Annotated in this window: 13 protein-coding genes; 3 read left to right on the top strand and 10 right to left on the bottom strand. The window is 62.2% G+C overall.

The features are described 5' to 3' along the window. Nucleotides 1-173: 173 nt before the first annotated feature. The gene (locus tag FEZ59_RS26205) at nt 174-1,007 is read left to right on the top strand and encodes an alpha/beta fold hydrolase (RefSeq protein WP_019747617.1); all 834 of its coding nucleotides are present in this window, start codon (nt 174-176) and stop codon (nt 1,005-1,007) included. Here the strand turns inward: FEZ59_RS26205 and FEZ59_RS26200 are convergent. After that, nucleotides 1,004-1,960 (bottom strand): GlxA family transcriptional regulator, encoded by a 957-nt coding sequence (locus tag FEZ59_RS26200; RefSeq protein WP_024487375.1) that lies wholly within the window; start codon nt 1,958-1,960, stop codon nt 1,004-1,006. The genes FEZ59_RS26205 and FEZ59_RS26200 overlap by 4 nt on opposite strands. A 127-nt stretch (nt 1,961-2,087) precedes the next feature. Here FEZ59_RS26200 and FEZ59_RS26195 point away from each other — a divergent pair, with 127 nt between their 5' ends. Beyond that, complete coding sequence (locus FEZ59_RS26195) at nt 2,088-2,726, top strand: HD domain-containing protein (protein ID WP_019747615.1); 639 nt, start codon at nt 2,088-2,090, stop codon at nt 2,724-2,726. Nucleotides 2,727-2,735: 9 nt separating this feature from the next. On the opposite strand, the gene FEZ59_RS26190 is transcribed toward FEZ59_RS26195, so the two are convergent. From FEZ59_RS26190 to FEZ59_RS26160, 7 genes are all read right to left on the bottom strand, one after another. Further along, complete coding sequence (locus FEZ59_RS26190; protein ID WP_019747614.1) at nt 2,736-3,692, bottom strand: R2-like ligand-binding oxidase; 957 nt, start codon at nt 3,690-3,692, stop codon at nt 2,736-2,738. 87 nt (nt 3,693-3,779) lie between these two features. Then, on the bottom strand, nt 3,780-5,417 hold the full coding sequence (locus FEZ59_RS26185; protein WP_046378270.1) for a sulfatase-like hydrolase/transferase: 1,638 nt from the start codon (nt 5,415-5,417) through the stop codon (nt 3,780-3,782). Nucleotides 5,418-5,462: 45 nt separating this feature from the next. Then, nucleotides 5,463-5,804 (bottom strand): DUF6292 family protein, encoded by a 342-nt coding sequence (locus FEZ59_RS26180; protein WP_092763793.1) that lies wholly within the window; start codon nt 5,802-5,804, stop codon nt 5,463-5,465. 67 nt (nt 5,805-5,871) lie between these two features. Further along, nucleotides 5,872-6,627, bottom strand: a complete 756-nt coding sequence (locus FEZ59_RS26175; protein ID WP_020906952.1) for an alpha/beta hydrolase — start codon at nt 6,625-6,627, stop codon at nt 5,872-5,874. Further along, entirely contained in the window at nt 6,614-7,459 is an 846-nt protein-coding gene (locus FEZ59_RS26170) for an alpha/beta hydrolase (RefSeq protein ID WP_060938819.1), read from the bottom strand. Before FEZ59_RS26170 ends, FEZ59_RS26175 begins: the two co-directional genes overlap by 14 nt. A 164-nt stretch (nt 7,460-7,623) precedes the next feature. After that, nucleotides 7,624-9,177, bottom strand: a complete 1,554-nt coding sequence (locus tag FEZ59_RS26165; protein WP_029254945.1) for a DNA polymerase Y family protein — start codon at nt 9,175-9,177, stop codon at nt 7,624-7,626. Further along, nucleotides 9,174-10,094 carry a hypothetical protein gene (locus tag FEZ59_RS26160; protein ID WP_021343602.1) on the bottom strand — a complete coding sequence of 307 codons (921 nt, stop codon included), beginning with the start codon at nt 10,092-10,094 and terminating at the stop codon, nt 9,174-9,176. The genes FEZ59_RS26165 and FEZ59_RS26160 overlap by 4 nt, the downstream gene beginning before the upstream one ends. Nucleotides 10,095-10,321: 227 nt before the next feature. On the opposite strand from FEZ59_RS26160, the gene FEZ59_RS26155 reads away from it, so the two are divergent. Then, complete coding sequence (locus tag FEZ59_RS26155; protein ID WP_020906948.1) at nt 10,322-11,521, top strand: serine/threonine-protein kinase; 1,200 nt, start codon at nt 10,322-10,324, stop codon at nt 11,519-11,521. Nucleotides 11,522-11,548: 27 nt separating this feature from the next. On the opposite strand, the gene FEZ59_RS26150 is transcribed toward FEZ59_RS26155, so the two are convergent. Both FEZ59_RS26150 and FEZ59_RS26145 read right to left on the bottom strand, forming a co-directional pair. Continuing rightward, nucleotides 11,549-12,937, bottom strand: coding sequence for an FAD-binding oxidoreductase (locus tag FEZ59_RS26150; protein ID WP_172933414.1), 1,389 nt, complete (start codon nt 12,935-12,937; stop codon nt 11,549-11,551). Then, nucleotides 12,937-13,773 (bottom strand): class I SAM-dependent methyltransferase, encoded by an 837-nt coding sequence (locus FEZ59_RS26145; RefSeq protein ID WP_047888586.1) that lies wholly within the window; start codon nt 13,771-13,773, stop codon nt 12,937-12,939. Before FEZ59_RS26145 ends, FEZ59_RS26150 begins: the two co-directional genes overlap by 1 nt. Nucleotides 13,774-13,894 lie beyond the last annotated feature (121 nt).

Below are 13,894 nucleotides of genomic sequence, written 5' to 3'. Positions count from 1 at the left end.
AGTGCTATTTGTTCTCGCATCGGTCGCGATGGGATGGTTTGCCATATACGTCATTTACCGCCTGATCACGGACGAGTGACAATGACCTCTGTCGAGGATCTGGTCACTGGTGAATGAGTCCGTAAAAAGCGGGCATCCCGTATCGATCATCGGTCCGATAGCGGGGAGCGCGCATGTCGCCCAAGTCCAACCCGACTGTTCTGTTCATCCACGGACTCTGGATGCACCCGACCACGTGGGATCCCTGGGCGCAGGTTTTCAACGCGCAGGGGTACTCCACGATGGCACCCGGATGGCCAGGGGATGCGTCCACGGTGGGTGAGACGCGCGAACACCCGGAGGACATCGCGGGACACGGCATCGACGACGTGACGGATCACTACGCCAAGGTGATCGCTGATCTCGACGAACCACCGATCGTGGTCGGGCATTCGTTCGGAGGTTTGATCGCGCAGAAACTGCTGGGCCAGAAGTTGGCGACCGCGGCAATTGCCATCGACCCCGCTCAGCCCAAAGGTGTGTTGAAACTTCCTCTCGTTCAGCTTGGAAGCGTGTTCCCTGTCCTGTCCAACCCCGGCAACTACCGGAAGGCCTACTCACACAACAGAAAATCGTTCCACAAGTCCTTCGCCAGCGCCGTGTCCCAGGACGAGTCCGACGCCCTGTTCGAGCAGTATGCAATTCCCGCCCCCGGACGGCCGTTGTTCGAGGCAGCACTCGCAAACTTCGCGCCCCACAGCCCCGCTGCAGTGGATTTCAACGCCCGCCGCGGCCCCCTCCTGATGATCGGCGGCGGTAAGGATCGCACAGTACCGAAGGCCAGTTCGGACAGCTCGTTCAAGAAGTACGCCAAGGCCCCGACGATCAACGAATACAAGGTATTCGGCGACCGAGGTCACTCGCTGACCATCGACCACGGTTGGCGTGAGATCGCCGATTACAGCCTTGCCTGGCTCGACAAGCAGGGCATGAGCCCGCCACAAGGCAAGCACGAAAGTCAGTCCTAGCCGAACGCTTGAAACCGACGCCGGTACACCTGGGGCGAGATTCCGAGATGAGTCGAAAATGCTCGTCGTAGGGATTCCGAACTGCCGAATCCCGCCAACTGCGCGGCTTCGGTCACCGAGTGGCCGGCATCGAGGAGCGCCTTCGCAGAGTCGAAACGGATCAACTCGACGTATTTGGCCGGCGTCGTCCCTAATTCTTCGCGAAAGAGCCTCGTCAGATGACGCGGGCTCAGGTGCGCCAGGGCAGCCAGTTGCTCGACCGAATACTCCCCCGCCGGATCGGCCGCAACTGCGTCGACCACTTCTCGCAGCGCAGGGACCCGAGGCCGCGGCCCACTGAGCGAGGGCGAAAACTGTGACTGTCCGCCTGGACGCTGGAGAAATACCACCAGAAGTTGTGCGACGCGTCGAGCCATTTCTGCACCATGATCACGCTCGAGCAATGCGAGCGCGAGGTCGATGCCGGCGGTCACACCCGCAGACGAGAACACCGCGCCATCCTGAATGAAGATGGCGTCAGGAACCACCGTGATCTGTGGATAGGCGCGCGCCAGCGTTGCCGTGTGTTGCCAATGTGTCGTAGCGCGGCGTCCGTCGAGCAATCCACTCGCCGCAAGAATGAATGTCCCGGTACAGATCGAGGCAACCCGGCCCGAACGCCCCGCCAGATCGCTCGCTGCCTCGCGCAGTTCCGGACTCACCGGCGTCGACGGGAACACGTCTCCACCCATGACCAGCAACGTGTCGAAAGAACCGGAATCTACAACGTCACGGTCGACCGGAATGCGCATCCCGGTCGACGAGTCGACATCGTGTCCACCTACCGAGCAGATCACCAACTCGTAGTTCGCCCCGCCGCGATTGGCTTCCGCGAACACCTCACTCGGACCTGCGACGTCGAGCAGTTTGACGCCGTCGAACACCAGGACGGCAACTCGATGCACTGCGGTCACGATGCGCTCTCCTTTCGTCCTGATCTGTGGACAGTATGGCCGAGATCAGGGTGCGCCCGCGGGCGTGCTCGACCGACACTGGGATAGACCGAGAAATTCGCAGCAACGACGAGCAGAGCAGGTACCGATGACCACGATCATTGCCGGTGTGAAAATCCCCGATTCGAAGATGGCTGCCGACGCCACCGAGCTGGTACGAGATACGGCGTCCGAGTTACTGTTTCACCACTCGCGACGTGTCTTCCTCTTCGGATCGCTTCAAGGAGCGCGTCTGGGTCTGCAGGCCGACCCCGAATTGCTCTACGTCGGCGCCATGTTCCACGACCTGGGGCTCACCGCGAAATTCCGGGACAGTACGTCACGTTTCGAATTGGACAGCGCCGACGAAGCGCGGCGATTCCTCACCGGCTACGGAGTCGACGAAACCGACATCCGCACAGTGTGGGAAGGCATCGCTCTGCACACGACGCCCGAGATCCCCTCCCGATTGGAACCCGAAATCGCCTTGGTGACAGCGGGTGTGGAGACCGATGTACTCGGAATCGGATACAGCGAACTCGACCAGGCCGACATTGACGCCGTCACCGCGGCTCACCCGCGCCCGGATTTCAAGAATCAGATCTTGAAGGCTTTCACCGAAGGCTTCAAGCACCGTCCCGAAAGTACATTCGGGACGGTCAACGCTGACGTACTCGAACATTTTGTGCCGGGATTTCGGCACATCGATTTTGTCGAGGTCATCCAGAACTCGGCTTGGCCCCAGTAGAATTCGCTGTCATTTGGCCGCCTCACTCATCGCAGCGGCATCTTCCGCCCCGAACTTTTCCTCGAGGGTCTCCGGCGAATAGTCGAGGTCGATCTCGGCGACGTCGCGCCCGCGCGCGGACTCGATCGCCGAAAGTCGGCGCTGCGCACGGTCTGCGGCGTACTCGAGGAACTCCTGATTGTCCAAACCGAACGGCTGCACCTCGAATTGATCGTTGACCCAGTTGATCATTCCGAGTGCCATGGGCATGAGTTCACCCATCCGCTGCTGGACGACGTCCCAGTTGTGATCGTCGGCAGCTACGTGCCTTCGGCAGGTGAACGTCCCCCAAGCCATGTGCCGTCGCTCGTCGTCACCGATCTTTCGCACCAATTGCTGCATGCCAGGCAGGATTCCGCGCGTCGCACAGACTTTCTGCCAGGCGTAGTAGCCCGTCAACGCCAAACTGCCCTCGATGACGTGGTTGTACGTGACGCTGGCACGCACCTGGTTGACCGGACTCGGATCCGTCTCGAGAATGCGTAGCGACGAAGGCAACTCCTCGTAGAACAGTTGCCGGTAGTACGGATTGTCAGCGACGTAGGAATGCAGATCGCTGGTCAATCCCACTTCGTCCATCCACAGCCGAAAGACCTGGGTGTGCTTGGCTTCCTCGAAACAGAACTGCGTCAAGTACATCTCGTCGCCGAATCGCCCCTCGGTCGACATCGCTTTCATGAACGGTTGAATGTCTTCGGTGACGGCTTCTTCACCGGCAATGAACTGCGCGCACAGGAAGGTGGCGCTGCGCTGCTGCTCGCTGGTCAGCTCCTGCCAGTCACGAGCGTCCTGGGAAAAATCGAGGTCGGTTGGGTTCCAGAATTTGGCATTTCCCTTGGTGAACAATCGGAGTGGGAACGAATCCCAGTTCAACCCTCCCGACCGAAGAGTACTGAAACCTTCTCGCCCCGGCGAGGTGACAGTCATGACATTCCTTCTTCCCGAACCGAAGACAGATGCCCCATCAGCATGCCCGCAGAACTGAAACGTGAATCAGTTTTGGCGAAATTCGATCTATTCCTTCAGAGAAACGCCCTTGGTCTCCATCACTGCGAAGAGCTTGGCGTTCATCTGAGCCGCCAGATCCGGCCGATACGAGCCGATATTGAGCGGATTGGCTAGATTGTTCAGTTCCAAGGGGTCGGCTTGTAAGTCGTAGAGTTCGTATTGCGGCGCAGCAACTCCCGCAGGATCGAAGTACATCGTGTACTTCCACCGGCTCTCCCGGATGCAGCGGATGTGATTGGGCTGCGTGACGATGTTCTGACCGTCGGGCGTCGCACAATTCTGATCGTCGTAGGTGAACAGAATCGTGTCCTGAACCTGCGCGCTGGGACCGTGGGGGTAGGCGGCAGCGTCGATGATGACCGGTGTCAGATCGGTACCCGAGAAGTTCCACGATTCACGCGCTGGCGCTTGGGCGAGAGTGGCGAGAGTGGGCATCACGTCGATCAACGACGCCAAGGCGTCTGTGCGAACGGGTTCGGGAAACAGCAGGGGGTTGCTGATGACCAGTGGAACGCGCAGCGTTTCCTCGTAGGCGTTGAACACCTTCTGCCGCAAACCTCCGTGGCACATCCCCATCTCTCCGTGATCGGACATCCGTACGATCACCGTGTCGTCGAGCATCTGCGGGGTGGCTTCGATCGCGTCGAGCACGCTGCCGATGTGTTCGTCGACCACCTTGTGCATGTAGGCGTAGAAGTTGATGTAGTTGCGTGCCTGATCAGGCCCGAGCAGCGGCCCGAGCCCGGCTGCGAGTAGCAATTCCGACTGAACCTGCGCTGTCGGTTTGTGATTGAGTGCCAGGATCTCGTCGAAAGTGGGCGGCAAGTCGATCCCCTGCTCGAAGGCGCCTGGCGCGTCCGATCCATAGTTGTCGCACGTTCCGTTCATCGCATTCCAGGTCTGGGGGTACGCGAGGACGTCGTGTGGGTTCACGAACGAGACGATGAGCGCCCAAGGCTGCCCGGATGTGACCGCAGATCCGGAGAGGAAATCGACTGCCTCCTCGGCAACACGGCGATCATGGTCGGCGCACCCGCCACCGAAGTGGTCCGGATTGGTGTCCTGACCCGCGTCGGGGGGAATCCACCCTTCGAAGCCGAATCCCGCTACATCGTCACTTGTCGGATCTCCACCCTCGACGCCTTTGCTCAGATGCCACTTCCCCCGGTACTGAACGTTGTAGCCGGCCGACGCCAGCAGCTTTGCCATGTTCTGCTCGGAGACTTGTAACTGTGGCTCGGTGGGTGAGACAGTGCCGCCTTCGGTGAGGGTTCTGGTGACCCCGTGCTGCGCGGGAAAGAGGCCGGTGAAGAACGTACTACGACTGGGCGAGCACATCGCGGTATTGCACACTGCCTGGTCGAACGTCAGCCCGTGATCGGCAATCCTCTTGCGGTTGGGCAGATTCTGATCAGCCCAGCCCTGCGGCCAATACATCGGCCGGCGCTCCTGATCGGTGATGATGACAACGATGTTGGGTTTCTGCGGAAACCGATCGGCGGGCGATGCTTTCGCCGGCGCCGCGCTCGCCGCGCCGGTTGCCACGTCTGCCACTCCGGCGAGGACAAGAGCACCGACGCCACCGAGGAACGTCCGGCGCGGCAATGAATGACAGTGCGAGGCAGGAACGTTCTCTGGGTTCACGGGCGTCGTCCTCTCGGAGGCGTTGTGGCCCCAGAGTTGACCGAATCAGTGTTCGCTACACATGCGCGAGCAAACTGCCTCGGCGCTGATCAGTTCGATGACTCGATCCGCGCAGCGCAGCGGATCCGGTGTCCGGCCGATACCGAGAGGGTCGACAATCGAAATCGTCCTTCGCACGTCAGCCTCCTCGACACCCCACGACCAACCGAAGTCGTGATTCCAGAGCAGAACCGCATTCTTCCCCGGATGGTTTCGGGCATGAACTGGCAGAACGATCACCGCATCCATACTCGGTCCCTGCGGCCATCGGACGGTCTCACCGTGAACGGATCGTGCTACCGCGTCGACGTATTCGTGTGGGGACCAGTCGTTGCCGTTGGTATGCATGGAAGTACATTCGGTGCCGCACGCGTAGCGGATGGGTTCTTGCCGGAACTGATCGAGTATTGCGCTTTCAGGAAATGAACGGCAACACAACGGATTCGAATTGGCGATGGCCGTCGCGATGGACACTGTGGCCGGTACGGAACGAGACCAATTCGCAGCGCGCGACGGTGGCTGCAACAGCGTCGAGGCGATCGGGATCCACCATCCCGCCCAGACCTCCACGCAGGAACAACATGTCAGCTTCGATGAGCGGCAACCGATCCCACCACTGCGGATCCGGTCGGCGGAACTGCTCGAGCGCGGACCGCGTCATCGAGCGATCGAACGTGAGCGCAGCTCGCGGGTGCCGAACCAGACTTGTTGTTGCATGCCACAGTTCTGGCACACTCGGCAATTTCCTCGCGAATACCTGTTCTGCGTCACCTGTGCGTAGCGGCAACGGCGCTTCCTCGATGACCAACTTCCGCACCACGGTGGGTCGTTTCTGCGCGATCAACGACGCCGCGTGCCCGCCGAGCGAATGGCCGACGAGATCCACCTGATCGAGTTCGAGATGATCACACACGTCCATGACGTCGTCGGCGAACTCGTCGAACAGATACGACGACGCCCGAGCGCTCCGGCCGTGGCCGCGAAGATCGACCGAGACAACTCGCCGGTTGCGTGATCGCAAGGTCCGCGCGAACTTGTCCCAGGTACCGCTGTCGCCACCCATTCCGTGCACGAGGACTACCGGAGGCAGATCGGCAACACTGGGATGCGAGCCGGAATCGCGGTAGCTGATCTGGACCCCGCCGGCACTTCGTACGTTAGCGACACTCACGAGTTCCCAGGATAGACCTGTCCTCGTGGATTGCTGAAGCTGTCAGCCGAGGCGGCAACTGCCCTGGCCGCGTGACCTCGTCGTAGCGACCGAGCCCGATCCTCGCGATGTTGCGCAGCGACTCGCTTGCATCGGCGAAGTATCCACAATGCCCTCGAATGGCACCGGTGTCGAAAACAACAGCTCCGTGCTGCGCCCGAACTGGAGACGGGCCGTGCCCGAGGCGACCGATCTTCACGCGTGGGAAATACCGAATCCAGTCCGACGGCCCCAGCGCGGCCCAGAGATTTCCGGCAAAGCACAGGTCTTCGCGAGAACTGGTCCCCATCCCCGGGCTACCAAGCACCACACAATCGTCTACTCGCGCCGACGGGAGGGCGAGTCCGCACACCACGGCCCCGTAGCTGTGTCCGATGAGCGTGACATGCGCCGAACGCGGCAGGATGTGTGTCAATCGCGCCAGATCGATCGCACCGCGTTCTGCGAGTGTCCGCGAGAACGACTCGAGAAATCCCCACGGCGTCCGATAGCCGACCCACACGATCACCGCGACTTGATCGTCCGGTCCGAGCGTTCGGAGCATTCTTCCCAGTGTCCATCCGCTCGCTCGTGGTCCGGTCGGACGGTTCTCGTCGAAGTAGTTTCCCAATCCGTTGTCGTTGCCAGGCACGAAGATGACGATGTGCTCGGCTGTGGCGACATCGCCGAACACCTCCACGATCCGGCCTTCGCCAGACTCGTCGTACGCCAGAAGTTGTGCGTCGTGCAGCTCCGTCTGCTCGTAGTGAAGTCGATCGGTTCCGGAAACTTCAGGTCGACCCGCCGTTGCCATGACACTCCTCGTAAAGAGTTGCAACGGTGAGAATCATTGCAACGGTTACTTTTTGAATGTCATCAACGCTAGGAGCCGAGCGACGGCATGACGATGGTGCCAACGCCCCTACTGTTCGTACAGTCGACTCGACCAGGCGGGTACAGCTGGCTATACCTGCGAGCTCATTCGTACACACCCTCCACCGACCATCCACCGCCTTCACAGATCATCAGCAGCGCACGCGATTCCTCCAACAGAACCTGAGCCCGCGCCGCCGTGCGTGCCGAGGCAGCGTCCCACCATCGCTCGTCAACCGGCCAGGGCCCGGCCCACCCCTGCACTGCCCATTCCTTGCTCCCCCACTTCAGCCTTCCCGGCTGCGAACTGAAGACACCGCGCTCAGTGACGTACACGGCGTTACCGGCCACATCCCCCAGCCACACCTTGGGATTGTCGACGAAGATCGACCCCGGAGACGGTTGTGGCAGACGGCCCGGCCACGGGGCTGTCGGATCATGGGTAGCTACCCGCTCGTCACCCAAGGGCAACAAGGTAATTCGCTCCAAGGGCCCTCGACCTCCGCTCAGGACACCGACCTGAACCGATTCGCCACCCAGAAGACCCTGCACGCGCACCAATGCTCGCCTGGCTCGCTCCTCCTCGTCGCCGACACCGCCCCACAGCCCCAACTGCAAAGCGCCGGCACTGACCACCTCCACCGGTTCCAGACGCAACACGGCTATGCCTGCGGTTGGCCGGGTCTCACTGCGCCCGGTGAGCCAGCCATCCAGTTGCCATCGCACTCGATCGGCCGTTCCCTCCGGCGTCAGAGGTTCGGCGCAACGCCAAGTCCGAGAAAGATTTTCACCGTTACCCGTACTGGCCGAAATCGACAGACGGGTGCACGCCACCGCGGCAGCAGACAACTTGTCGTGCAGGAGACTCGCCAAGGCGCGCCCGGCAAACGCTGCGGCATCCACCCGCTCGATCGACGGATCGTAATGCTGCTCCACCTCCAGGTCCGGCGGAAGTGTCCGCGCCGACGGTGGCCGTTCGGGTTCACCGCGCGCCGCACGATGCGCGAGCACCGCATCGGCACCGAAACGCGAAGCGACGTCCACTGCCGGTAGATCCGCAAAAGCACCGATGGTTCTGATCCCGAGCCTGCGCAGCAGATCCACCAGCTCCCCGCGATGCGGTGCAGACAGGCTGGGTTCGGCCGCCAACTCCGGCATGGGTAGCGGCGCCAGAAACCGTGCCCCCTCCCCCGGCGGCACCAACGCTGCCCGGCGCGCGGCAATGACCGCCGTGGACAGCTGATCTGCCACCCCCACCTGACTCTCGACACCCGCAGCAGATGCCTGATCCACCAATCGTTCCGCCGCAGCTTCCTCAGAACCGAAGTACCGACTGACACCACGCGCGCTGAGCACCAACAAACCAGGACGGAGTACCTCGACGCCCGGCGCCACCGCGTCGATGGCCGCGGCCACCGGCTCGAACAATCTTGCATCGCGTTCCGGATCTGCCATCGCCACATACAGTTCCGGGCAGCGAGCCTGCGACTCGCGTCGGCGCAGGCCTCGTCGCACTCCCTCCGCACGAGCCGTCGCCGAACACGCGATCACCCGATTACCCGAAGTGACCGCGACGGGATGTGTGGCCGGAAGATCGGCAAGCGCTGCCGCTGCCACCGCCGGCCAGTCCGGGCACCACAACGCCAGAACTCTGCTCACAGTGACACCACCTGCGACGACACCACCTGCTCCGGCATCACCTGCTCCGACACCACCTGCGACGACACATCCTCAACCGGCCGAGAAGGTACCCACTCGACCCGCCCGGCTGCACTGCAGATGTCCAGACGCGTGGTCCGGGGCTGGAACGAGCGCCCCCGAGCACGAACCGCGAGGCTCAGGGAACTGAGCCGTCCACGCCCCAACTCCCGACCCTGACCGAACCCACCATAGCCATGAACCCGAGCGTCCAACCGAACCTCGGCTCCGTCCCAGTGACCTTCGGTGACAACAAGAGTCGAGCCCTTGCTCCGAGCACGTGCGACCACCGCCCGAGCACGCGACGGGGATACCGACGCACCCGCCAATCCCAGAATCACCAGATCCATACCGTCGAGCAGCACGGCGGCGATCTCGACCGGATCCGGCCCAGGCGCCGGAATGAGTGCCAGACGTTCCAGTTGCGCACCCATCTCGTACGCCGCCAGCAATCCCAGTCGAGGCTGCCCGATGACTGCAACATGCCCTCCGGACGCCGTCACCGACGCGACCAATCCCAAAAGCAAGGACGCTGCACCCTCGACGGACACCACGGTTCCCCGCACCAAACCGCCCTGCGGTAACAATGCGGCGATACCCTCCGGCACCGGGAGGACACCGGCTTTGTGCGCACGGTCCACGACCGGCCTGTCCCGGTCGGCAACACTCTCGGAGGCCGCTGCACTTGTCCCGGAAACACCAGCCACAGGAACACCGGCCACAGAAACACCGGGCCCGGAAACACTCGGTCCCGAAAACGACGTATCGCCTCGCGAGGGAATGGACGCGATCTGTCGGCGGAGCTGTGCCAGCCGATCCTGACGGGACAACCCCGCCGCATCTGCCGACAGCTCTACCAACTCGGTCACCTCGGTCATCCCCATCCTCCGGAACACCGGAAAAACTCACTCGGCAGCAATCCATAACCAGCCGGCAAACCGCGGGGAAGTCGGGTCTGACATGCATCCAACGAACAGCAATTTCGAACATATTTTCGAACTGTTTTCAGTAAACCGTGTCACCCCCGACACGTCAAGCAGAGCCAAAAACCCAGTTCACAGGAGCCTCGAGCGTCACAGTGGCATCAATCCATTAACCTTGAGATGTGACAGCTCAAGAGCAGACCGGGAGGGGCATCGGGCCCGAATACCTGCTGGCGGGGCGGTACCGACTCCGCTCCAAGATCGGCGACGGAGGGATGGGCGCCGTCTGGCTGGCCCGCGACACCCTCCTCAGCCGTGACGTCGCGGTGAAACAGGTCACAAGCACGGAAGGCCTCGACACCGAAACGGCCGAAGAGGTCCGTGAACGTACATTGCGCGAGGGCAGGAACGCCGCAAAGCTCACCCATCCCCACTCCATCGCCATGTACGACGTCGCGATCGAGTCCGGCGAACCCTGGCTGGTCATGGAGTACTTCCCGGCTCGCAGCCTCGCCCAGGCCATGAACCTGGCGGACACGTTGCCACCACTCGAAGTCGCGCAGATCGGCGCGCAGATCGCTGCGGCACTCACCGAAGCGCACGCCGCCGGCATCGTCCACCGCGACATCAAACCCGGCAACATCCTGATCGCCGACCGAGGCAAGTCCCTCGGCACCGTCAAGATCAGCGACTTCGGCATCGCCCGCGCAAAGAGCGACGTGTCCGACACCCAGGACGAGGTCATCACCGGCACTCCCGCGTACTTCGCACCCGAAGTTGCCCGCGGCGACGACCCCACCGAGGCCAGCGACGTCTTCTCACTCGGGTCGACGCTCTACACGGTGATCGAGGGCCAACCGCCCTTCGGCATCGACTCGGACGCCATCGCCCTACTGCATCGTGTCGCCAAGGCCGAGATCTACCGACCCACCAAGTCTGGACCGCTCACCGATGTTCTCCTTCAGCTCCTCGAGCCGGACCCGACCCGTCGGCCGACGATGGCTCAGGCACGCGACGCGCTCGCCGCAGCCGCGACCGGCGGCGGCACGATCGATCAGTTGATCGACGCTCCCGTCTACTCGTCCGAGGGCGCCGTGCCGGCCTGGGCTCACCGCACCACACAACTCGCCGACCCACACCGCCGCAATCGCCTGACCGGCTCCACGGTCACCGGACTTCCTGCAGTGCAACAGAACACGCCACTGCGAAATGTTCCCAGTCCGATGGACATGTTCTCCTGGCCGCCGCGGATGCCGACCGGACCCGCCGATGCCAGCACCCGCGACAAGGTAGTCGCGTGGGCTCCCCTCGCCATGACCGGCATGGTCGCCGTCATCGTCTTGGCCGCACTGATCGTCGTCATCCTGGTGTTCACCGCCTGACTGGTGTTCACGGTCTGAGCACAAGCTTCACGCAGGCAGAATGTTTGCATTGAGGTGAAACACGTTGTCCGGGTCGTACTTCGCCTTGACTGCGGACAACCGCGCGTACTTCCCCGCGCCGTAGGAAGCTCGCACTCGGTCCTCGTCGACGTCGGTCATGAAGTTGACGTACCCGCCTTGGTTGGATGAGAACGGACGCAAGGCTTCCCAGGTCTCACGCACCCACGATCGATCCAATTCCAGCGTCCCGGCATCGGTGGCCGTCGCCGTCATATTGCACACGTAATGCGGTGTGCGAGAACCACCGAACGCTGTGTCGTCCTCGCCGACGGAAGTGAAAGCTCCCTGCAGCGGAAAGATCGGCATGAAGGACATCGGCGACGATTTCTTGCCCGCTTGTTCGGTCAGAACATCGATCACGTCGTCGGAGAAATCCACCAGGTCCAAAGCCTTCTCATAGGCGTACGCACCCCACGGTTCCGATTCGTCGAGCATCGACTGCAAGCCGACGTACGGGATCGGAGTGACGAACTCGAAAAGCGTCGGCAAGCCCTCTCGAATCGGCGCAATCGCGTTCGAGTGTTCTACTTCCGATCCGAAACCGGCTACCAGCAACGCGTATCCGGGCAGTAGGTGAAATTGATCCGGGACAAACGGCGCCGGCGGCGCGGACAAACTGACGGCAACCATCGCACCCGCATTTCTCGGCAGGGCAGGCACTACCTCGCGGCTCAGACGAAGCGCTGCGGGTCCGTCCTCCATCCCCCAGAAGAACAGTCCCAGATGCACTTCCGGACCGATCTCGCTCAGACGGTACTCGAACTCGGTGACCACTCCGAAATTTCCGCCGCCACCGCGCAGTGCCCAGAACAAGTCGCTGTGATCGTTCTCGGAGGCTCGAACGATCGAACCGTCGGCGAGCACCACCTCTGCCGACACCAGATTGTCGATCGCCAGGCCGAGCGTGCGGGTCAACCACCCCATGCCACCACCGAGTGTCAGGCCACCGACGCCGGTATCACTGATCACTCCGCCGGTCACCGCCAACCCGTGTTCCTGCGTCGCCTTGTCGAGGTCGGCGATCGTCGCACCACCACCGACCCTGGCTCGCTTCGCTGACGGGGCGACGCTGACTACGTTGATCGCACTGAGATCGATCATCACTCCGCCTTCACACACCGATGTGCCTCGGTAGGAATGCCCGCCACCTCTGACCGAAACCTCCAACGAATGGGCTCTGGCAAATGCAAGTGCCACAGCCACATCCGACGCCGACCGGCACCTGGCGATCACCGCCGGACGATGATCGATCTGCCCGTTCCAGATCGATCTGGCGTCGTCGTACTCCGGATCTCGGGGGCCGAACACAGAACCTGTGATCGCCGATTTCAGTGGCGCGAACTCGACCGTCGTCATCACGCACCTCCCCCATCGGGCGTCGCGGTGACCAGCAGGTACTCCCACTCCATCGCGAACGGTTCGCTTCCGCTGCCGTACCTTTCCGCCAACTCGAGCAGATCGCGGTCCAGCGCCTGCGTTCGGTCGGGATCGCCGGCGATGTTCCGGTACACCGCGATGGTCGGCCCGTAATTCTTCTTGAAGAAATCACGGAACTCTTCCGGCCCGCTGAATGTGTCCACACGAAGTACGTCTTTCCTCGAGGCCACATCGCCGAGCAGATCACGAACATGGTTCTCATCGCCCCACAAAGGCGCCGGCTGCGAACCAGGAGGCGGCGGCGGTGCGTACGGCTTCATCGTTTTGAACATCTCGCCGATGAATCCCGTCGGAGTCCAACTCAGCACTCCGATCTTTCCGCCGGGTCGGCATACTCGCACAAGTTCGTCCGCGGCGCGCTGATGATGCGGTGCGAACATCACACCGACGCACGAAAGCACCACGTCGAACTCGTTGTCGCCGAAAGGAAGAGCCTCGGCATCGGCCTCCTGCCAGTCCAATTCGACTCCGGCGAGGGAAGCGGCCTCCTTACCCGCTACGAACAATTCGGGAGCCAGGTCAGTGGCGATCACCTGCGCACCCAGCGCGGCCGCCGGAATGGCGGCATTGCCGGACCCCGCCGCGACGTCCAGCACGCGGTCACCCTTCTGCACACCGCACTCGCCGACCAGTACCGGCCCGAGTTCCGCAATGACCTGCGTGGCCACCGCCGGATAGTTACCGAGACCCCACATGGCCCGATGCTTGGCCTTCAGCTCACGATCCAGCCCGAGCGTTTCCGTCGATTCACTCATTACCGTTCTCCTTCAATATTTTTGGTACTCGGAGCCCAACAACCTCGGAGCCCGACAACATTCATGCCGTTACTTCGACGCTACGACGACGGTTCACTCCTCTCCAGTACGAAATCTGTAC

The sequence above is a fragment of the Rhodococcus sp. MS13 genome, from assembly GCF_013277835.1.
Lineage (GTDB): Bacteria > Actinomycetota > Actinomycetes > Mycobacteriales > Mycobacteriaceae > Rhodococcus_F > Rhodococcus_F erythropolis.
The sequence above is the reverse complement of the archived record's forward strand: the minus strand, read 5'-3'. Positions and strand labels throughout refer to the sequence as shown.

Excerpts from the sequence above, each read along its gene's own strand:
- FEZ59_RS26180 (WP_092763793.1), bottom strand. The coding sequence starts at position 5,804 with ATGCATACCAACGGCAACGACTGGTCCCCACACGAATACGTCGACGCG.
- FEZ59_RS26150 (WP_172933414.1), bottom strand. The coding sequence starts at position 12,937 with ATGACGACGGTCGAGTTCGCGCCACTGAAATCGGCGATCACAGGTTCT.
- FEZ59_RS26205 (WP_019747617.1), top strand. The coding sequence starts at position 174 with ATGTCGCCCAAGTCCAACCCGACTGTTCTGTTCATCCACGGACTCTGG.
- FEZ59_RS26170 (WP_060938819.1), bottom strand. The coding sequence starts at position 7,459 with ATGGCAACGGCGGGTCGACCTGAAGTTTCCGGAACCGATCGACTTCAC.
- FEZ59_RS26145 (WP_047888586.1), bottom strand. The coding sequence starts at position 13,773 with ATGAGTGAATCGACGGAAACGCTCGGGCTGGATCGTGAGCTGAAGGCC.
- FEZ59_RS26160 (WP_021343602.1), bottom strand. The coding sequence starts at position 10,094 with ATGACCGAGGTGACCGAGTTGGTAGAGCTGTCGGCAGATGCGGCGGGG.
- FEZ59_RS26195 (WP_019747615.1), top strand. The coding sequence starts at position 2,088 with ATGACCACGATCATTGCCGGTGTGAAAATCCCCGATTCGAAGATGGCT.
- FEZ59_RS26190 (WP_019747614.1), bottom strand. The coding sequence starts at position 3,692 with ATGACTGTCACCTCGCCGGGGCGAGAAGGTTTCAGTACTCTTCGGTCG.